Below are 18,449 nucleotides of genomic sequence, written 5' to 3'. Positions count from 1 at the left end.
CATCAGCCGCTGGATCTGTTTGCCAAACTCAATCACCAGCAACTCCTGCTCGGCTATATTCTTCCCCTCTCCCAGCCGCTCGTACTCATCCACCAACTGATGCATCCGTTCCCGTATTTCGCTCATTCCAACAGTTTAGGCTGTTTGCCTATTTTCAGGACACACCCGGCGCTTCATAGGCCCAACTTCGCCAACAAGGGCGGGCCGAGGAGTAACAGGCCAATGAGGGCCGAGAGCAGGCTCGAGATCAGCACCGCCGCCGCCGCGGTGTCCTTGGCGGCTTTGGCCAGGGGATGGTAGGTGGGAGAGGTCAGATCCACCACCGCTTCTAGGGCAGTGTTCAAAAGCTCGAGGGAGAGCACGATCAGGATCAAGAACAGCACCTCGAGCGAGCCCACCCTTAGCCACAGGGAAAGGGCTAAGGCGAGGGCGGCGATATAGGTCTCGACCCGGAAGTTCCGCTGGCTTTTCCAGGCGTAGCGCAAGCCTCGAAACGCGTAGCCGAACGACGCGCGTAGCCCCTTTATAGGGTTTGGATCAGCGCCTGGACGTGGTGAAAATGAGCCCATTCGGCCTCCGTGGTATGGTCGTGGCCCAGCAGGTGCCATAAGCTATGCGCAGCCAGGATGAGCACCTCCGCCTCCAGCGTATGCCCTTGTTCCTCGGCCTGACGTTTGGCGGTGTCTAGGCTGATGACGATATCGCCCAGGTGTGGCGGCACGAAGGGGTCGCCCGGCTCAAAGGTGGGGAAGGAGAGCACATCGGTGGGCGCGTCTTCCCCCCAGTGCTCGAGCTTTAGGGCGCGGATCTCGGGGTCATCGGTGAGCACCACCGTGAGCGCATGCCCGGGATACCCTAGCTCAGCCATCAGCTTGCCCAGCGATCTCTTGAGCCTCGAGCGCAGCCGGGCAGGGATGGGTTGTTTGGCGACCAGGTCTACGGTGCCGCTGCGGGGCTTATCCTTGCCGGGCATGGTCTTCGCTGCGCGAGATCCCGTCGCTAGGCTGGCTGGCGGCTTCGGAATTTTCATACGCCTTGACGATACGGGCTACCAGGGGGTGGCGTACTACGTCGGACTCGCGGAAGTAGAGCATGGCGATGCCTTGGATATCCTTGAGGATACGCATGGCCTCTACCAGCCCGCTCTTTTGCGCTTTGGGCAAGTCAATCTGGGTCACGTCCCCGGTGATGACCACGCGGGAGTTGAAGCCCATCCGGGTCAGGAACATCTTCATCTGCTCGGGGGTGGTGTTTTGGGCCTCGTCGAGGATGATGAACGCGTCGTTGAGGGTGTTGTGCGTGAGGATGAAGTCCTCGGTCACGTAGAGGTGATCGGGTGCGGCCACGCGGATGCAGACGGTCTGGGCCTCGCCCGCCGGTTCGATCGCCCTAACGAAGCGCATGGGGCGTCCCCCTCCCTCCTGCGCGTAAGCCCGTGCCTTGCGGCCGAGGCGGAAGGGAGGGATGCCTGCGGGCAAGCGGATGTCGAGGATATAGGCATCCTTACGGTAGCCGATCTCCCGCCCCTTGGTCCTGCTCGGCTTGCGGGTTCGCCAGCGGGCCACCCCGCCCAGCGAGCGCACCAGGAAGAGCACGTCATCCCGCAGGCGTTCGGAGGTGGTGGTGTAGTGGACCCGGCAGGTGCGGCCCCGTTGCGTCACCGGCTCGCCATCGGCGTCGAGCAGACCCTGCAGCACGGCTAGCCGGACGGCGCTACTGTTGAACAGGTAGCGCTCCGGCACGAATTTGGTGTGGGAGTACGTGCCCTCGAGGCCCAACTCCCGCAGCGCCAGGGTGAGGGGATTGGCGACGATCACCCCACCCCTTCGCCCGTCCCGGTGGTTGAGCACGTAGTCGGGCCCCGACTTGTGGGTTAGGGTGACACCCAAGGGACTGAGCGCGGCCCCCAGGGCCTGGGCCAACTCAGGGTCTGCTGTGGCGAAGGTTGGGGTGGTCTTCCCGGTGAAGCAGCCGTCCCCCAGCAGTAGCCCCAGCGCGTACGGATCAAGCGGCACATCCTGCGCGGGAAACTCCACCGGAGCCACGAGGGGCAGCTCATAGCGGTGCTGGTAGGCAGTCTTGAGGTTAGCCTGGAGTTCTTGGGTCTGCAGGACCCGGGCGGGTTTTCCCCGGCGCTTGTCGGAAGGGGTGCGCACGGCCCACAGGTGCTCCGCGCAGGCCAGGGTCGAGGCCCCGTCGGTCAAGGTGACGCGGAAGACGGGTTTTTTGCCCTGAGGGTAGACTCCGAGCACCTGGGTTGGCCTCCCGTTCGAGCCGATCACCCAGTCGCCCGGCTCGAGGCTGCCGATCTCCCGCCAGCCCAGAGGGGTAAGCACCTTGCTGTAAACCGGCTGGGCGCGGCCACGCATGAAAGCCAGCGGCGCCACCTCGATCACTCCCGACTGGATATAGTGCTCGAAGCGCTCGGCGTCGATCATGTCGAAAAGCGCGTCGTATAGGGGGCGCAGATAAGGATCGATCTTGGCCTGAAGGTCGCCGGGCAAGAACCCTAACCGCTCCCCAGCCTCCACCGCCGGGCGGGTGAGGATGATGCGCTTGATCCGCTTGGCTTTGAGGAAGGCCACCGCCATCGCCACCGCAAGATAGGTCTTGCCGGTACCGGCAGGGCCTACCCCGAAGGTGATATCATTTTGCGAAATGGCTTCCACATAACGCTTTTGGCCAGGGGTCTTGGGTTTGAGGCGGCCCGGCAAGGTCAGCTCTCCCAGCGCGGCGCTGTTCGACTCTTGCAGCATCGAAGCGCCGCCTTGGGCGCTCATCACCGCTTGTTCCAAGGTGGCTTCGTCCAACTCCGCTCCCTGTCGCACTAAAGTCAGGAGGTCGCGCAGCACCTGCTCGCTAAGCTGCACGGCTTCTGGGGTGCCCAAAAGCTGAATCTCGTTTCCCCGTACCAGGATCTGGGCCGGAAGCAGCTTTTTGAGGTATTTGAGATATCGATCGCCCTGGCCCAACAGAGCCAGGGCCTCCTGAGGCGATTGCAGCGGAATCAAGCTCCTGGCCTCCGTCGTCTCCTCCCCGCGCTTCGTGCCGCCCAGCTGCGCTGCCAGTGCTTGGCTCGAGGTTCCTCGAGGATCTGCCGCCAGATCATCCCCTTTAAGATAGCATCTTTGTCGGTGGACAAAGGTTGTGGGGTCGCTTTTTTCACCGGGGTAGCTGGCCCGGGAGGTGGTGCAGAGCGGGCCCGTCCACGGGCCCGCTCTGCCTGTTGCTGGCGGGCGTGTTCTCCGGTTGGCGCCGAAGGAGGCATCTGGAGCTTTCGGGCTGCTTCACTCAGCGGCTGGGGTTCAGGGCGGGGAGGTTGCACCGGTCTCGGCTGGGCGGGCGGGGCAGGGCGCTGGACCGGTTGCGGGGTGCGCGGTGGCCGGGAGGTTTGGGGGGGTTGAGGCCGCGCCTGCGGGCGAGGTCGGGGGATCTCCGGCTCGTCCAGATCGGGAGGGGGCTGATCCCGCCGAAACAAGCCCGACAGGGCCGGCAGGACCACAAAGAACACGAAGAACAGCAGTCCGATCAGGTCATCGAGTTGCATGCTTCTCCTGGGAAGGCGTTACCTTGGCCCCTGATCCTCTTCGGGGGTGGTGGCGCGGCTGATGCTCTCGCGCATGTCGGTATCCGCCTCGATATTCTTGAGCTGGTAGTAGTCCATGATGCCGAGTTTGCCGGCCCGCAGGGCGTCGGCCATGGCCAGCGGCACCGCGGCTTGGGCCTCGACCAGCTTGGCCCGCATGGCCTCGACCATGGCCCGGTTCTCCTGTTCAGCGGCTACGGCCATGGCCCGGCGCTCTTCGGCCTTGGCCTGGGCGATCTTCTTGTCGGCTTCGGCCTGGTCGGTGCGCAGCTGGGCGCCGATGTTCTTGCCCACGTCCACCTCGGCGATGTCCACCGAGAGGATCTCGAAGGCCGTACCGGCGTCGAGCCCCTTGGCGAGCACGGTCTTGGAGATGCGGTCGGGCTGCTCGAGCACCTGCTTGTGGTCCTCCGATTGGCCGATGGAGGCCACGATGCCCTCGCCCACGCGGGCGACGATGGTTTCCTCGCCCGCGCCGCCTACCAGCCGGTCGATGTTGGCCCGCACGGTGATGCGGGCGGTAGCCAGGAGCTGGATGCCGTCTTTGGCCATGCCCGCCACCATGGGAGAGGTGATGACCTTGGGGTTGACCGAAAGCCGGACCGCCTCGAGCACGTCCCGGCCTGCCAGATCGATGGCTGCGGCCCGGTCGAAAGAAAGGCGGATCCCGGCTTTCTCGGCGGCGATTAGGGCATCGACGACCCGGTCTACGTTACCCCCGGCGAGATACTGGGCCTCAAGGCGAGCCACCTCTACTGGAATCCCGGCCTTGAAAGCCTTGATCATGGGAAAGATGATCCGGCTCGGTGGAATGCGGCGAAAGCGCATCCCCACCAGGCTAGTGAGGGGGACGCGTACCCCTGAGAAATAGGCCGTGACCCATAGGCCCACCGGGATAAAAGTGAAAAAGACGAAGATCAGGATTAGGACCAAGCCAGCGAAGATGATGGGAAGAAAAGTCTCCATTATATACCTCCAACAAGGATTAGCTCTCCAGGGCCCGCACGACCACCCGCGGGCCCTCGACTTGGACTACCCGAATGCTCGAGCCCCGCACGATGAATTCCCCTGAGGTCACCACATCCACCCGGCGCTCGCCAAACTGGGCCACCCCCGCCGGGCGTAGGTCGGTGAGGGCTACCCCGACGGCCCCCACCAAAGCCTCCAGCTCGTTGCGCGGCGGGGCGGTCTGGTCAATCGAGCTCTCGAGCACAAAAGCCTTGGCTACCCGGGTGCGGGGCACGAAGCGGAAGATCAAGAACAGCCCTATCCCCAAGATTACGATGGAGTAGGCCCCTACCGTCAGCGATTCCGAGCCGAAGGTGAGGTACACCGAAGCTATCAGTAGACCGATTCCAATCACACCGGGAAGGCCGAAGCCGGGGGCGATGAATAGCTCAAAGGCCAGCAGGAGCAGGCCGCCGAAGAACAGCAACACCTCCACTACCCCGCTCGAGCCGGCCAGCACGCTGCCGGTGAAGTAAAGCCCCAAAGCGAGGAGGCCTACCGTGGCGGGGATGAAGGTGCCGGGGGTGAAAAACTCTAAGACCAACCCCAAGACTCCGACGGCCAGCAGGATCGCGGCAACCGTAGGAGCAGTCAAAAAGCGGGCGACCTGGACCCGGGTCCCCGGCTCGAGGCGCTCGATTTGGGGGTTGAACCCTGCTTTGGTGAGCGCATCTTGCAGGCTCGCGGCTTGGAAATCGGCCACCTTCAGCTCGACGGCCTTTTGTGCGGAGAGGGTCAGGGGCTCATCTTGGGTTTTGAGCCCTGGCACCGCGACCTCGGGGTCCACCATGGCCTCGGCCAGGTTCACCGGCCGTCCTCGAGCCTCGGCTACCGCCCGGAATTTGCCCCGTAGGGCCGAGATCACTTTGCGGTCGGTGGGGGAGGCGGTGTTGGTCACCGGCGTGACTTGGATGGGCAAGGCCGCTCCGATTTCCGAGCCCGGCAGCATGGCGATCTGCTGGGCCGAGAGCGAGATGAGGGCCCCGGCCGAGAAGGCGTTTTGCACCACCGCGAAGGTGGGTAGGGGCGAGGCCAGGATGCGGTCGGACATGCGCATGGCCGCATCCACCCGCCCTCCGGGGGTGTCTATGTACAGCACCACCCCGCTGGCCCCCTCGCGCTCGGCGTGGTCTAAGGACTGCTCGAGGAAGGTCGCCAGCGGCAAATCGATAGCGCCCTCAATGGGGATGACGTAAGTTTTGGCCAACCCCAAACTTAGGAGTGCCATCCAAACGAACAGAAGTCGTTTCACCATGTATATCTTATGCGGAAGCCCACCGCGAGAGTGTAAAAACAAGTAGACTTGGGCCTTTCCTTACGGCAGCGCTGAGGCCAGATTGGCGTGCTTTTCGGAACGATGCCGCCAAAGGATGACCCCTTGTGACGCGTGGCAACCCCGTGTTTGGCGTGCTCGGCCTGATTTGGGGATTTCTCTGGTAGGGTTAATGAACGTGAGCATCCGCCTTGGCCTGATCGGTTTCCCCCTTTCTCATTCGCTGTCTCCGGCGATGCACCAGGCTGCTTTGCGTGGGCTGGGCCTACCGGGAACCTACGAGCTACTCGAGACCCCCCTTGAACGGCTCTCTGAGCGGCTCGTTCAGGTGCGTCGGGAGTTTCGCGGGGTTAATGTGACGGTTCCTCACAAGGAACATGTCATTCCCCACCTGGATGGCCTCTCGCCGGAGGCAAGGGCAATCGGCGCGGTCAATACTGTGGTCAACGAATCTGGCCGGTTGATCGGCCACAACACCGATGCTGCGGGATTCTTGCGGGGCCTCGAGGAGGCTGGGGTCGAGTACCGAGGGAAGCGGGTGTTGATCCTAGGGGCCGGTGGGGCAGCCCGGGGGATCGCCTTTGCGCTCAAACCCCACGCGGCGGAGATCTGGATTCGCAACCGCACCCCCGCCCGGGCCATGGAACTCGCCGAGGAGTTCGGGGTGATGTTCGTGCCGGAGTTCTCGCTCGAAGGGGCGGTGCGGGAGTGCGACCTGCTCGTCAACACCACCAGCGTGGGGCTAAAAGACCCGCAGACTTCGCCCCTACCCGAGGGGTTGCTGCCTGAGTCTGGAGTCGTGGTGGACATCGTCTATAATCCTCCGGTCACTAAACTGTTGCGAGATGCCCAGGCCAAGGGCCTGCGGACCTTGGGCGGCCTGCCCATGTTGGTCTGGCAGGGAGCTCTGGCCTTCGAACTCTGGACGGGGCACGAGCCGAATGTTTCCGAAATGTACCGGGCAGTTCAGGGAGGGTTGGAGGCGAGATGAGGATCACCCTGGCCGAACCCTGTACTTTTGCCCAGCACATCCAGAGGAGCCGGTTCATCGTCAAGGCGGCACCGGTGGAAAGCCCGGAGGAGGCGCTCGGGTTCTTGAAGGCCGTTGCGGAACCCGAGGCCACCCACAACTGCTGGGCCTACCGGATCGGGCTGCGCTACCGCTTCTGTGACGACGGCGAGCCGGGTGGGACTGCCGGCCAGCCCATCCTGCGGGCCATTGACGGGCAAGGATTAGACGGGGTGATGGTGGTGGTGACCCGCTACTTCGGCGGGGTCAAGCTGGGAGCGGGGGGGCTGGTGCGGGCTTATGGCGGGGTTGCGGCGGAATGCCTGCGCCAGGCCCGCAAACGCGAGGTCGTACCGCTGGTGCGGTTACGGCTTGGGGTCCCTTTTGAGATGGCGGGGCAGGTGTACGGGTTGCTCGAGCGTTGGAGTTTGGCCCCAGTCTTGGAAACCTACAGCGAGGCCGGGCTAGAGGTCGAGATCCTCGTTGAGGAGGCTAGGCTCGAAGAGTTCCGCCAGGCTGTGGTAGACGGGACGAGGGGAAGGGCCGCCATCCGCCGGCTGGTTTAGTGCGCGGGTAGCCTACGCCGATGCCCCAGACGCGGGGGATCGTGGCCAGATCCCTTGGGTAGGAGCTGGTGGTGTGGGCCCCCGTTCTGTTCATGGCAAAACGAAGCGGGTACAATGGGCAGGTGCAGCAGCAAAGCTTATTCGAACCCGATACCCAGCCGGAGAAAAAAAAGGATCTACCCCGTCCCGAGCGGGTGGTGTTGATTGACGGTCACCACCTAGCCTATCGCAACTACTTCGCCCTCGAGCGCCTCACCACCTCCCGGGGTGAGGGGGTGCAGGCCATTTTCGGTTTTATTCGTACCCTGCTCAAGCTTTTGAGGGAGGACGGCCACTGCGTCATCGTGGTCTTTGATCCGCCCACCCGGACCTTTCGCCACGACAACTTCGAAGCCTACAAGGCCGGCCGGGCCCCCACCCCCGACGACCTGCCGGGGCAGATTCAAAAGATCAAGGAGATCGTCGAGCTGATGGGGCTCCGGCGGCTCGAGGTTCCCGGTTACGAGGCGGATGACGTAATCGGCACGTTGGCCAAAAAAGCCGAGCGCGAAGGGTACGAAGTACGGATTGTAACCGGCGACCGCGATGCTTTCCAGCTCCTCTCGGACCGCGTTTGGGTCTGGCTGCCCGATGGCGGGGTGATAGGGCCACACCAGGTCGAGGAGAAGTACGGGGTAAGGGTAGAGCAGTGGGTTGACTACCGGGCGCTCACCGGGGACCCTTCCGACAATATCCCGGGGGCTAAAGGCATTGGGCCTAAGGGTGCGGCCCGGCTGCTGGCGGAGTGGGGGAGTTTGGAGAACCTGCTCGCTCACCTCGAGGAGGTGAAACCCGAGCGCCTTCGCGAGCTGCTCCGCGCCAGCCTCGAGGACATCCGGCTTTCTTACGGGCTCTCCAAGGTGCGCACCGACTTGCCCATCGACCTTGACTTCCCGGCCTGCCACGTTCGGGAGATGAACCGCGAGCGCCTGCGCCGGGAGTTAGAGGCCCTCGAGTTTGGCTCGATTTTGCGCGACCTGCACTTGCTCGAAGCCCCCAAACCCGCCGAGGAAGCCCCCTGGCCCCCTCCTGCAGGGGCTTTTTTGGGCTTCACCATGGACCGCGCCCAACCGATGTGGGCTACGCTGACCGGGCTGGCCGCGGCCTGGGACGGCAAGGTGTACCGCGGCCCTGCCGACCTCGAGGAGCTCAGGAGATTTGACCAGCTCTCAGCGTTGGCGGCCAAGGATTTGGCGGTGCTGGCGGGTAGGGAAGGAATAGATGTGCCCCCCGGCGACGACCCTATGCTGTTGGCGTACCTCTACGATCCGGCCAACTCGGAACCGGCCAGCACGGTGCGGCGCTATGGGGCAGGCGATTTGGTGGCTGACCCGGGGAGCCACGCCCAGGCCGCCTGGCTTCTGTGGGAGACCCTGAGGGCCCGTACTGCGGGCGATGAGCGGCTGTGGTGGCTGTACCGCGAGGTGGAGCAGCCCCTCGCAGCGGTGCTGGCCCAGATGGAATGCTGGGGGGTAGCCTTAGACGCGCCCTACTTGCAAGAACTCTCCGAGGAGCTAGGCAAGGAACTGAGCTACCTCGAGGCCGAGATCCACCGCCTGGCCGGGCGCCCCTTCAACGTCAACTCGCGCGACCAGCTCGAGGCCATCCTCTACGACGAGCTCAAGCTACAGGCTGGGGGCGCGGGCAGGAAGACCAGCACCGGCAAGCGCTCGACGGCGGCGAGCGTGCTCGAGGAGATGCGCGCGCTCCACCCCATCGTCGGGAAAATCCTGGACTACCGTGAGCTGTCCAAGCTCAAGAGCACCTACCTCGACCCCCTGCCCCGGCTGATCCACCCAAAAACCGGCAGGCTCCACACCCGCTTCAACCAGACCGCCACCGCCACCGGGCGGCTGTCGAGCTCCGACCCCAACCTGCAAAACATCCCTGTGCGCACCGAGGTGGGCCGAAAAATCCGCCGGGGCTTCGTCGCGCAGCCCGGCTATCAGCTGGTGGTGGCCGACTACTCCCAGATCGAGTTGCGCATTCTGGCTCACTTGTCCGGGGATGAGAACCTCAAGAAGGTTTTCACCGAGCGCCGCGATATTCACACCCAGACCGCGGCTTGGATGTTCGGCCTCGAGCCGGAGAAAGTGGACCCGCAGCACCGCCGAGCCGCGAAAACGATCAATTTTGGCGTGCTCTACGGAATGAGTGCCCATCGCCTCTCGGGCGAGCTAGGGATTTCCTACGCTGAGGCCAGCGGCTTTATCGAGCGCTACTTCGCCAGCTACCCCAAGGTGCGCCTGTGGATCGAGAGAACCCTGGCCGAAGGGCGGGAACGCGGCTATGTCGAGACCATGTTCGGCCGCAGGCGTTTCGTGGCGGACCTCGAGTCCAAAAATCGCGTCGTCAAGGAAGCCGCCGAGCGCATGGCCTTCAACATGCCGGTGCAGGGCACCGCCGCCGACCTGATGAAGCTGGCCATGGTCAAGCTTTACCCCAAGCTCAAAGAGAGGGGCGCTCACCTGGTGCTGCAAGTCCATGACGAGTTGGTCGTCGAAGCTCCGGAGCCGTTAACCAAGGAGGTGGCCGAGGTGATGCGTGAAGTGATGCAAAACGTATGGGAACTGGACGTGCCGCTCGAGGTAGGAGTGGGAATCGGCCACAACTGGCTCGAGGCTAAATAGCGATGCCCCGGTAAATTTCGTCCAGCGAAAGGGTGGCCAAGCAGGGGATCTCGAGGCTGCCGCCCTCGTTTAGCGTTTTGCACTCCCACCGGTCATTTACGCGCTCGTAGGCCTCGACCTGACGCCGGTACGGTACAACCTGAGGCTGGGGATTTCGAGATACTTCTCGAGCTTCTCGGTGCGGTCAGTGCGCTGTGTAGCAGGGGAGAGGACCTCGATCGGCACGCACGGACGCAGCACGTAGAGCTCGTTGTTGTCGGTGGGATCGCAGGTGACCATCACATCGGGATAGTAGACCCGCTCATCGCCTATCTTGAGCTTTACGTCGGTGATGAAAACCTGGCAGCCGCCGTGGCGATGTTCAGGGCGAGGCGGTTGTGGGTTAGGCTCCCCCCGGCCATCGCGTAGAGGGCGCCATTGACGAATTCATGCTTACGGCGACTCTTTTCTTCGAAGGCGAAGTACTCCTCCAAGGACATTCGCCGCATGGCTTTCAGTATAGGCCTCGAGGTCATCTGCCTTTTTCATTGGCCCCCGCCGGTGCTATATTGCTTGGAACCCCGGCCTCGAGCCGGAGTTTTTTGGAGTGCCTAGGGATGCGAGAGTTCAGCGTTGGGATGTGGAGGAGGTTGGCGTGAGGGCGGGAGGACTGAGCCCCGCTCGGGTGATGTTTGCCGGGCTGAGCCTGGGCGTGGTGTGCGGCGGCCTGATGCTGATGAGCCTGAGCGGGGTTGCGACCATATTCACGGGCACTTACGGGGTGGTCTTCGTGGGCTGGTGGGTGGCCTGTGTGATGCCCTACTCGCTGGGCCACGGTCGCAAATCCGGTCGGCAGGCCCCCGCCCGGCGCTTCAGCCTGCGGGCCATCCTCAGCGTGCTCAGCGGGTGGATGCTCTGCCAGGAGCCGGAGGAGGTCTACGACTTGCTGGAGTACCTCACCGGGCAGCCCGCAAACCCCGAGGCCCTACCGCTCGAGCTTGCCAGAAAGCAGCTTCTGCGCCAGTTCCCCCGGCTCAGGCGCCTGAAGCTTCCCCCCGAATCGGCTAAAGCCGAGGAAATATGGGCCTGGCTCGAGGCCCAGGAACGGCGTTGGGGCGCTGAGCACCTGGTGCGTCAGGGCTAGGGTTTGGGGAAAAAGGGTAACCCAAGCTCCACCAGGCGCTCGTAGAGCACCCTCCATCCCGGCTGGAGAACCCTGGCGGGTGTAGGCCACGCCTTGGTGGCTAGGACCGCCAAACCTGCCGGCAACCACGAATCCGGGCGGTCGTGGACCGTCCGGAGCATAGTTTTGGATATGACAGGAAAGGGCATTGATTCTGCCATCCGGTAGCCGAATTAATCTGAAAGACGCCCAAAAGGTGTCGCAGATGAGGGGGTAAAGATGAAACTTCAAAGGCCCGAGTCGCTTTTGCCCAACTCACCGAATACCGTGGACGGTTATGTGCCATCGCTCATCGAACCGAAGCCGTTCGGATGCTGGTGGGCAGGCTGGAGCTTTGTGTTGGTTTGCCCCTGAACCGGCTGATCTTTGGGCCTCATGACCGCTCCTCTAGTACTAATTGACCAAGCCAGTGCCATCTACCGTTCTTTCCAGGGTCAGTCCAGGCTGGCCCTGGAGGGCGTAAGTCTTCGCTTGATGCCGGGCGAAACCCATGCGCTGATAGGTCGCAACGGTGCCGGGAAGACCACTCTGCTCAGGCTAATCCTAGGCTTGTTGCCTACTCTGACTGGGAAAGTCAGTGTACTGGGCAAAGATCCCGTCACGCGGCGTACCCAGATCATGCGGGAGGTCGGGGTCTTGCTGGATGGTAGGCGCGCGCTAGAACCCCGCCTGAGCGGATTAGAGAACCTGACGCTCAAAGGCTCGATGTACGGGCTGCCCAAAGCCGAACTCCATGACCGTGCTAAGGCCCTGCTAGACCACTTCGATCTTCCTGCTAACGAACCGGTAAACCGGTACTCGAGGGGAATGCGACAGCGGCTTATCCTAGCGGGAGCTGTTCTGCATAAACCTCGAGTTCTTCTTCTCGATGAGCCTACCCTGGGTCTGGATATTCGGGGGTGGGATCTGCTACTGGAGCTCATCGAGCAAACGAACAAGCTCGGGGGGGCAGTGCTGATAACCTCACAGGAAATTTCACTCATGGAAAAGATCTCAAGTTGGGTAAGCGTTCTGGAGCGGGGAAGAGTGGTGGCTTCTGGAGCGCCATCGGACGTGCTGGGCATCCTAGGCTACAGCGCTCGAGTGCGTCTAAGGGTTCTCAATCCAGCCAAGATGATAATCCCGATACCTCCAGGCTTCTCGTGGGATGGGGAGTTCCTTGAAGGACCGCTCAGTTTGGAAGGATTGGAGGAGGCGATATCCTACCTGCGCTCTACGGGTGCAGGCTTAGTGAGCCTTGAGCAAGTCTCGGGTATAGAGAGGCTGGTGAGGGGAGAGGCGACATGATGCTGGCCTTGTGGAGCATCGTCCGGTTTGGCGTTTTGGTGGAGATTCGCTATCCGGTCGTGTTCCTAAGCAACGTGGTATCTACGGCATTATTCCTAACTTTGCTATTGCTAGGGGGGCGCGCGATTGGCGTTGGGGGAATCGAAGGCGCCCTATTCATCACGTTCATAATCCTTGCGGCGCTGCAAGCCCCTCAGCGCGCATTAGAAGACAGCTCGGCGGAGCCGGAGGAGGTGTACTTGTACTCCATCCCCCCCATCGCCACGCTGATTTTTCAAGCAATCGGCTTGGCTGTGAGGACCTTGTTCAGCTTCACCATCGTTTACCTCGTGATGCTTTTTCCCCTGCACCTGCCCCCGAGTGCCCTTATTGATTTGTGGATTTATACCCCTGTAGCCTTTCTCGCCGGCCTGGGACCGGGATTGCTCTTGGGCGGATTTTCGCTTTTATTCAAGAAAACCGGGGCATTGGTCAACTTGATGGCGATCATCGTGCTGGCCGGGGCGTTTTTGCCCAGTTGGCTAATGAGTTCTCTAGGTTCTTACCTACCGTTTTCGGTAGTACAAGGCTTGGTGCGCGGCACGACAGATGTAGATACTGTTGCTGTTGTGTGCGGAGTTTCCTTGTCGCTAGGAACGCTAGGATATGCTTTTCTCGAGCGCCTGGTGATCCGTATGGGGTTCTCCGCCATCAAGTAGCTATGCTCGATGAGTATGTAATCCAAGAGCCCATGCAGGCTCGAGCAATCCTCAACCCAGCACGTTTGCGGGTGCTGTTGGCGTTTGACGTGCCGAAAACCTCCGCACAGGTTGCCCGGGAGGTCGGGGAGGTGCCTAACCGAGTTGGGCACCACATCAGGCTGCTGCGACAGTTGGGGTTGCTGGTGGTGTGTTATCGGCAAGGTCGTAGGGTTTTTCTCGAGCGGAAGGCTCGTAACTTCAGAATACCCTTTTCCCTAACACCTTACTCGAGCTTGGAAGAGGCTCTGGGATTGGCATCTGCCGAAATACTGCAATTGCTTCGCCAAGCCGTGGCTCACTGGCAGCAAGAATTAGATGAGGAATTCATCCTCGTCGGTGAAGACTTCCCGAGACTACCCCGATCCCCTGTCAAGATACTGGATTTGGTGCTCACCGGTGAGCAAGTCGCTATGCTCGAGGAGATGCTTCGCAACCTGAGCTATAACGGCAAGCGTGGGGTTGCCGGGCGACGCTACAAGCTCGCCGTGCTTCTCGCCCCGGTGCACTGATGGGCTTGTAGAGGATGACGCCTTGCGTCTCGCGCTATCGACCATCGACATTCCCCAGTTAGACTATCTGCTGTGAGTCGCAAATACTTCGGTACCGATGGCGTGCGCGGGGTGGCCGGCGAGCCGCCCCTAACGCCCGAATTCGTCCTCAAGCTCGGTCAGGCGGCGGGGGCTTACTTCAAGGCTCACACCCCCCGCCCGGTGGTGCTCTTGGGCAAGGACACCCGGCAGTCGTGCGACCTGCTCGAGGCTGCTTTGGCCGCCGGGCTGATGTCGCAGGGGGTGCGGGTCGAGCACCTGGGGGTGCTGCCTACGCCGGGCGTGGCCTACCTGACCCGGCAGCTCGGGGCCACGGCCGGGGTGATGATCTCGGCCAGCCACAACCCCTACCAGGACAACGGGATCAAGTTCTTCAGCGCCCAGGGCGACAAACTGCCCGACGAGGTGGAGCTCGAGATCGAGCACCTGCTGGAGCAGGACCTCAAGACCGAGGGCATCGGCACCGTAGCCGACTTCAGCGAGGCCGAGCGCATGTACCTCGACTTCCTCACCTCCAAGGGGCGCAGCCTCGAGGGCCTCAAGATCGTGCTCGACACCGCCAACGGGGCCACCTACCGCCTGGCGCACCGCCTTTTCCAGCGTCTGGGGGCCGAAGTCTTCGTGATGTTCAACACCCCCGACGGGCGCAACATCAACAAGGGCTGCGGTTCGACCCACCCCGAGTTTCTCAAGGCCCAGGTGGTCGAGATGGGCTACGATCTGGGCATTGCCTTCGACGGCGACGGCGACCGGGCCATCCTCATCGACCGCCAGGGGCGGGAGTTCCACGGCGACCACATCCTCTACCTCAACGCCCTGGTGCGGCGCGAGCCCGGTGTGGTGGGCACGCTGATGAGCAACATGGGCCTGGAGGTCAAGCTGCGCGAGGCGGGCATCACCTTCTACCGCACCGCGGTAGGCGACCGCTACGTCTACGAGAAGCTCAGGGCCAGCGGCCTCACCCTAGGAGGCGAGCAGAGCGGGCATATCCTCTTCCTCGACCACGCCCCCACCGGCGACGGCATGCTCACCGCCGTGCTCACCCTCTCGGCCATGCTCGAGTCGGGTCGCGACCTTGTCGAGTGGCACGACGCGTTGCCCATGTTCCCTCAACTCCTGAAAAACGTGCGGGTGCGCGACAAACAGGCCCTCATTCAGCACCCTCGCCTGCGCGAGGCCATCGCTCGGGCCGAAGCCCGCCTGGAGGGACGGGGCCGGGTCAACGTCCGGCCCTCGGGCACTGAGCCCTTGGTGCGGGTGATGGTAGAAGGTCCCAAGGAGATGGTGGAGCCGGTGTGCGATGAACTTGTCGGGATAGTCGAGCAGTTGGATGCTACGGAGGGCTAGGGTCCGGGATAGCACTTGATGGGGAGGAGCAAACTTCATCACCTTGGCGGAAGTTCCGGAGACCCCTGCCTGCCGTCTTTGGTGGGGGTGGAGCGGGCTCCAGACCCGGCAAACGCAGTGCTCGCCCAGCGGATGCGGCGCCGCCAGTGAAGCCGCAGCAGCGGCCCGGCCAGCGAACTCCTTTATCTTTGGAGAGAAACCATGAGGATTCGTCACCCAATCACCGTCCGCTACGCCGAGACCGACGCTATGGGCGTCGTTCACCACTCGAGCTATGTGCCGTGGTTGGAGGCGGCCCGGGTGGAGTGGCTCGAGCGCATCGGCCAACCCTACCCTGAGGTCGAGCGGCGGGGCATTGCTTACCCGGTGGTCGAGCTAGGGCTTACCTACCGCAGCCCAGCCCGCTTTGGCGACAAAGTGGAGGTCGAGACCTGGCTTACCGAGGTCACGGCCCGTACGGTGCGTTACCAGTACCGGGTGTGGCGGGGCCAACAGCTGCTGGCTGAAGGGTTTACCAGGCACCTGGTCTCGGACTCGAGCGGCAAAGCGGTGCGCATGCCTGCCGATCTCCTCGCCAAGCTCCAGGAGCACTTGGGTTGACGATGCGCTCAAGGCCCACAAGGTACGCTTCACGTGACGCAAGCCCGAGGCTTTCGGTGGGTTCAGGGTGACACCGCCCTACCGCCTTAGGGGAGGGTGGTAGAGCGGGGGGGAAAGGGTGGATGGGGAGGGTAGGCAACTGGATCGAGACCCGGTGCAGCGGGATGGTACGCTCTTTGGGGCTCCACCGGATAGAACTGGGCTGAACCTCATCGTCCTCGAGGTGTTTCCCTAACCGGGAAAGATTCTCAAAATGGCAGGGGTGGAGCTACGTCCGAGCCCACCGTGGGCTTCTCCATGCCGGGCGAAGCGTCAGACCTCGATGGGCTTTCCCCACTCTGCCATCATCGCTTTTTGGCCGCGGGAACCCAAGGCTCGGGCCAGGATTTGCAGCTTTTCGGGTTCGCCGTGGACCAAGGCCACGCGGTGTTCCCCCCGGAGCCAATCGAGCAGCTCGTCTTGTCCGGCGTGTCCCGAGAAACCGCCCAGGGTGTAGCTCTGGGCTTTCACCCGCACCTCTTCGCCGAACATCCGCACCTGCTCGGCTCCCTCGAGCAGGATCCGCCCCAGGCCGCCCCGGGGTTGATAGCTGGTGATCACCAAAGCGTTTTTAGGGTCAGAAAGCCCGTGGCGCAGGTGATGGAGGATGCGTCCTCCGGAAAGCATCCCATTCCCGGCTACGATCACCAAGGGGCCGGATAGTTCGTTCAGGGCTTTGGAGTCGTCTACGGTGTGCGCGTAGCGCAACTGCCGGGGGCTGAAGGGGTCGGTGCCCTGTTCATAGAGGGCCTGCACTTCCGGGCTGAAGTAGCGTTTGACCTGTGGGTAAATCTGGCTGATCCGCTCGGCCATGGGGGAGTCCACGTAGATGGGCACGCTGGGGATTTTGTTTTGCTGTTCGAGCTTTCGCAGGTGGTATAGCACTTCCTGGGTACGCTCGAGGGCGAAGCTGGGGATGAATACCTTGCCCCCTTGGCTCAAGTGTTCGCTCAGAATCCGGGCGAACTCGGCGATGGTCTCGTCGAAAGGCCGGTGGGGACGGTCGCCGTAAGTCCCCTCGCACAGCACCAACTCGGCGGGTGGGGGATCCTCGGGATCTGGGAGGACTTCCTTGTTGCGGTTGCCTAAGTCTCCCGAGAAGACCAGGCGCTGCCTGCCCTCCTGCACTTCGATAAACGCGCTTCCGGGAAGGTGCCCGGCGCCTCGCAGCCGAACCGTGAAGGGGCCAAAGGCCAGCTCCTGGTGGAGTGGGACGGGCTCGAGCCGCCGGTAAAGCTCGTTCAGATCGTCCTGATCCCACAGCGGCTCGGGAGCTTTTCTTCCCGTGCGCTCCCACCTTTGGTGCTCCTCGGTCATCAGACGCAAGGAGTCTTCCAGGATCACGGGCAGGAAGCGCATGGTGGGCTCGCTGAGGTAAATTTGGCCGCGATACCCCTGCCGGACAAGGACGGGAAGCCGTCCGATGTGGTCGTGGTGGGCATGGGAGATCACCACCGCGTCCACCCGGCTGGCCTCGAAGCCAAAAGGCTCGGCGTTGCGATCATCTTCGGCGCCCTGATAGGCGCCGCAGTCCAATAGCAGCTTGTATTCACCGGCTAAAGACGAGGCCTCGACCAGGTGACAGCTTCCGGTGACGGTTTGGGCCGCGCCGTAAGAAGTGATACGCATGGGTGTAATCTACACTGCGACCAAAGGATGGCGCTCGGGTTTAAAGCGGGGTTTTCGGCGCCCAAATCTGCTTGACAGGCCTTATTCTCTGGTGTAGCCTAATTGCTCGGACGAGGTTCTACCCCTCCTCCAAGAGCAGGCCATCGGAACAAGCTTCGGCAAGGCGGGCCACCCTAGCTCAATTGGTAGAGCACCCGACTTGTAATCGGAAGGTTGTCGGTTCGATTCCGATGGGTGGCTCCACAAAGCTTCAAAGGCTCCTATACTGGGATTGCACGATGGGTGCTCGATGATGTCTGGGCAGGTGCCCGAGCGGCCAAAGGGGACGGTCTGTAAAACCGTTGGCGCAAGCCTTCGATGGTTCGAATCCATCCCTGCCCACCAAGCGCCCTCAGGCGCGCTGATAGGGCCGGAGGCAACTTGGGCCGGGCTATCAGCTACAGACGGCACAAAGCGCCATGTGCGGGAATAGCTCAGTTGGTAGAGCATCTGCTTCCCAAGCAGAGGGTCGTGGGTTCGAGTCCCATTTCCCGCTCCAGAGCGCTTATGGCGCTCCTGCTCGAGTAGCTCAGCTGGTAGAGCACACCCTTGGTAAGGGTGAGGTCGCCGGTTCAATCCCGGCCTCGAGCTCCAGAAAAGTTCTCTCCCAAGCTGCAGTCATCAGGGGCCCCATGTTGAGCGGCGTGGAGGGCAGCCGTAAGCCCCTGGGAGGGAACGACAAACCGGTAGAGTCTCAACATGGGGATTGTCTAAGCGCCGCCCGCTCACCGCTGCGGGCGGCGTGTAGCTGGAGCGAGCGGTAGCCAAACAGGAGGAAACCATGGCGAAGGGTGTATTTGAGCGGACGAAGCCACACGTGAACGTTGGGACGATTGGGCACGTAGACCACGGGAAGACGACGTTAACGGCGGCGATCACGTTTGTTGCGGCGGCGGCGAACCCGAGCATCGAGGTGCAGGCGTACGATCAGATCGACAAGGCGCCGG

17 protein-coding genes, 4 tRNA genes and 3 pseudogenes are annotated in these 18,449 nt (G+C 62.6%); 14 read left to right on the top strand and 10 right to left on the bottom strand.

What is annotated here, in order from left to right; translation table 11 throughout:
• Positions 1-173 precede the first annotated feature (173 nt).
• The 7 genes and pseudogenes from DNA98_RS17495 to DNA98_RS17470 all read right to left on the bottom strand — a co-directional run bounded on the left by DNA98_RS17495 (position 174) and on the right by DNA98_RS17470 (position 5,822).
• Entirely contained in the window at positions 174-569 is a 396-nt protein-coding gene (locus DNA98_RS17495; RefSeq protein WP_110532667.1) for a diacylglycerol kinase, read from the bottom strand.
• Positions 524-973, bottom strand: coding sequence for an rRNA maturation RNase YbeY (gene ybeY / locus DNA98_RS17490; protein ID WP_110532666.1), 450 nt, complete (start codon positions 971-973; stop codon positions 524-526). Before ybeY ends, DNA98_RS17495 begins: the two co-directional genes overlap by 46 nt.
• A pseudogene (locus DNA98_RS18315) lies at positions 957-1,292 on the bottom strand (PhoH family protein); the annotation flags it as partial. The gene ybeY and the pseudogene DNA98_RS18315, both read right to left, overlap by 17 nt.
• Positions 1,293-1,535: 243 nt before the next feature.
• A pseudogene (locus DNA98_RS18310) lies at positions 1,536-2,369 on the bottom strand (LAGLIDADG family homing endonuclease); the annotation flags it as partial.
• Positions 2,358-3,011, bottom strand: a pseudogene (locus tag DNA98_RS18580) (PhoH family protein); the annotation flags it as partial. The pseudogenes DNA98_RS18310 and DNA98_RS18580, both read right to left, overlap by 12 nt.
• A 554-nt stretch (positions 3,012-3,565) precedes the next feature.
• Positions 3,566-4,552: a flotillin-like protein FloA gene (gene floA / locus DNA98_RS17475; RefSeq protein WP_110532663.1), complete on the bottom strand. Its 987-nt coding sequence runs from the start codon at positions 4,550-4,552 to the stop codon at positions 3,566-3,568.
• Positions 4,553-4,571: 19 nt separating this feature from the next.
• A complete protein-coding gene (locus DNA98_RS17470) occupies positions 4,572-5,822 on the bottom strand; it encodes a nodulation protein NfeD (RefSeq protein WP_233493286.1) in 1,251 nt (416 codons plus the stop codon).
• Positions 5,823-6,039: 217 nt separating this feature from the next.
• Between DNA98_RS17470 and DNA98_RS17465 the strand changes: the two genes are divergently transcribed.
• The 3 genes from DNA98_RS17465 (at position 6,040) to polA (ending at position 10,111) form a co-directional block, all read left to right on the top strand.
• Entirely contained in the window at positions 6,040-6,858 is an 819-nt protein-coding gene (locus DNA98_RS17465; protein WP_165364095.1) for a shikimate dehydrogenase, read from the top strand.
• Positions 6,855-7,442 (top strand): YigZ family protein, encoded by a 588-nt coding sequence (locus DNA98_RS17460; RefSeq protein ID WP_110532662.1) that lies wholly within the window; start codon positions 6,855-6,857, stop codon positions 7,440-7,442. The genes DNA98_RS17465 and DNA98_RS17460 overlap by 4 nt, the downstream gene beginning before the upstream one ends.
• A 122-nt stretch (positions 7,443-7,564) precedes the next feature.
• Positions 7,565-10,111: a DNA polymerase I gene (polA, locus tag DNA98_RS17455; protein WP_110532661.1), complete on the top strand. Its 2,547-nt coding sequence runs from the start codon at positions 7,565-7,567 to the stop codon at positions 10,109-10,111.
• Positions 10,112-10,207: 96 nt separating this feature from the next.
• Here the strand turns inward: polA and DNA98_RS18575 are convergent, their stop codons facing one another.
• Both DNA98_RS18575 and DNA98_RS18305 read right to left on the bottom strand, forming a co-directional pair.
• Positions 10,208-10,423: a Uma2 family endonuclease gene (locus tag DNA98_RS18575; RefSeq protein ID WP_370444459.1), complete on the bottom strand. Its 216-nt coding sequence runs from the start codon at positions 10,421-10,423 to the stop codon at positions 10,208-10,210.
• 8 nt (positions 10,424-10,431) lie between these two features.
• Positions 10,432-10,599 (bottom strand): Uma2 family endonuclease, encoded by a 168-nt coding sequence (locus DNA98_RS18305; protein WP_158531674.1) that lies wholly within the window; start codon positions 10,597-10,599, stop codon positions 10,432-10,434.
• Between the two features lie 146 nt (positions 10,600-10,745).
• On the opposite strand from DNA98_RS18305, the gene DNA98_RS17440 reads away from it, so the two are divergent.
• From DNA98_RS17440 to DNA98_RS17415, 6 genes are all read left to right on the top strand, one after another.
• A complete protein-coding gene (locus tag DNA98_RS17440) occupies positions 10,746-11,234 on the top strand; it encodes a hypothetical protein (protein WP_129865742.1) in 489 nt (162 codons plus the stop codon).
• A gap of 414 nt (positions 11,235-11,648) precedes the next feature.
• Positions 11,649-12,560: an ABC transporter ATP-binding protein gene (locus DNA98_RS17435; protein WP_110532657.1), complete on the top strand. Its 912-nt coding sequence runs from the start codon at positions 11,649-11,651 to the stop codon at positions 12,558-12,560.
• Positions 12,557-13,258 (top strand): hypothetical protein, encoded by a 702-nt coding sequence (locus DNA98_RS17430; protein WP_110532656.1) that lies wholly within the window; start codon positions 12,557-12,559, stop codon positions 13,256-13,258. The genes DNA98_RS17435 and DNA98_RS17430 overlap by 4 nt, the downstream gene beginning before the upstream one ends.
• Positions 13,259-13,260: 2 nt before the next feature.
• On the top strand, positions 13,261-13,809 hold the full coding sequence (locus DNA98_RS17425) for a helix-turn-helix domain-containing protein (protein WP_110532655.1): 549 nt from the start codon (positions 13,261-13,263) through the stop codon (positions 13,807-13,809).
• A 72-nt stretch (positions 13,810-13,881) separates the two neighbouring features.
• A complete protein-coding gene (gene glmM / locus DNA98_RS17420) occupies positions 13,882-15,195 on the top strand; it encodes a phosphoglucosamine mutase (protein WP_110532654.1) in 1,314 nt (437 codons plus the stop codon).
• A 201-nt stretch (positions 15,196-15,396) separates the two neighbouring features.
• Positions 15,397-15,795, top strand: a complete 399-nt coding sequence (locus DNA98_RS17415) for a thioesterase family protein (RefSeq protein WP_110532653.1) — start codon at positions 15,397-15,399, stop codon at positions 15,793-15,795.
• A gap of 312 nt (positions 15,796-16,107) precedes the next feature.
• Here DNA98_RS17415 and DNA98_RS17405 read toward each other — a convergent pair whose 3' ends face one another.
• On the bottom strand, positions 16,108-17,463 hold the full coding sequence (locus DNA98_RS17405) for an MBL fold metallo-hydrolase (RefSeq protein ID WP_110532652.1): 1,356 nt from the start codon (positions 17,461-17,463) through the stop codon (positions 16,108-16,110).
• Between the two features lie 167 nt (positions 17,464-17,630).
• Between DNA98_RS17405 and DNA98_RS17400 the strand changes: the two genes are divergently transcribed.
• The 5 genes from DNA98_RS17400 to DNA98_RS17380 form a co-directional block, all read left to right on the top strand.
• Positions 17,631-17,706 (top strand) — tRNA-Thr (locus DNA98_RS17400).
• A 55-nt stretch (positions 17,707-17,761) separates the two neighbouring features.
• Positions 17,762-17,847, top strand: a tRNA-Tyr gene (locus DNA98_RS17395).
• A gap of 78 nt (positions 17,848-17,925) precedes the next feature.
• Positions 17,926-18,001 (top strand) — tRNA-Gly (locus tag DNA98_RS17390).
• Between the two features lie 19 nt (positions 18,002-18,020).
• Positions 18,021-18,096, top strand: a tRNA-Thr gene (locus tag DNA98_RS17385).
• Positions 18,097-18,283: 187 nt separating this feature from the next.
• Positions 18,284-18,449 (top strand): GTP-binding protein (locus DNA98_RS17380; RefSeq protein ID WP_233493287.1); only part of this gene is annotated, 166 nt, incomplete at its 3' end.

The organism is Meiothermus sp. Pnk-1 (assembly GCF_003226535.1).
In the GTDB taxonomy this organism is placed as follows: Bacteria; Deinococcota; Deinococci; order Deinococcales; family Thermaceae; genus Allomeiothermus.
Note: the sequence above shows the minus strand (reverse complement) of the source record. Positions and strands in the feature narration are given on the sequence as shown.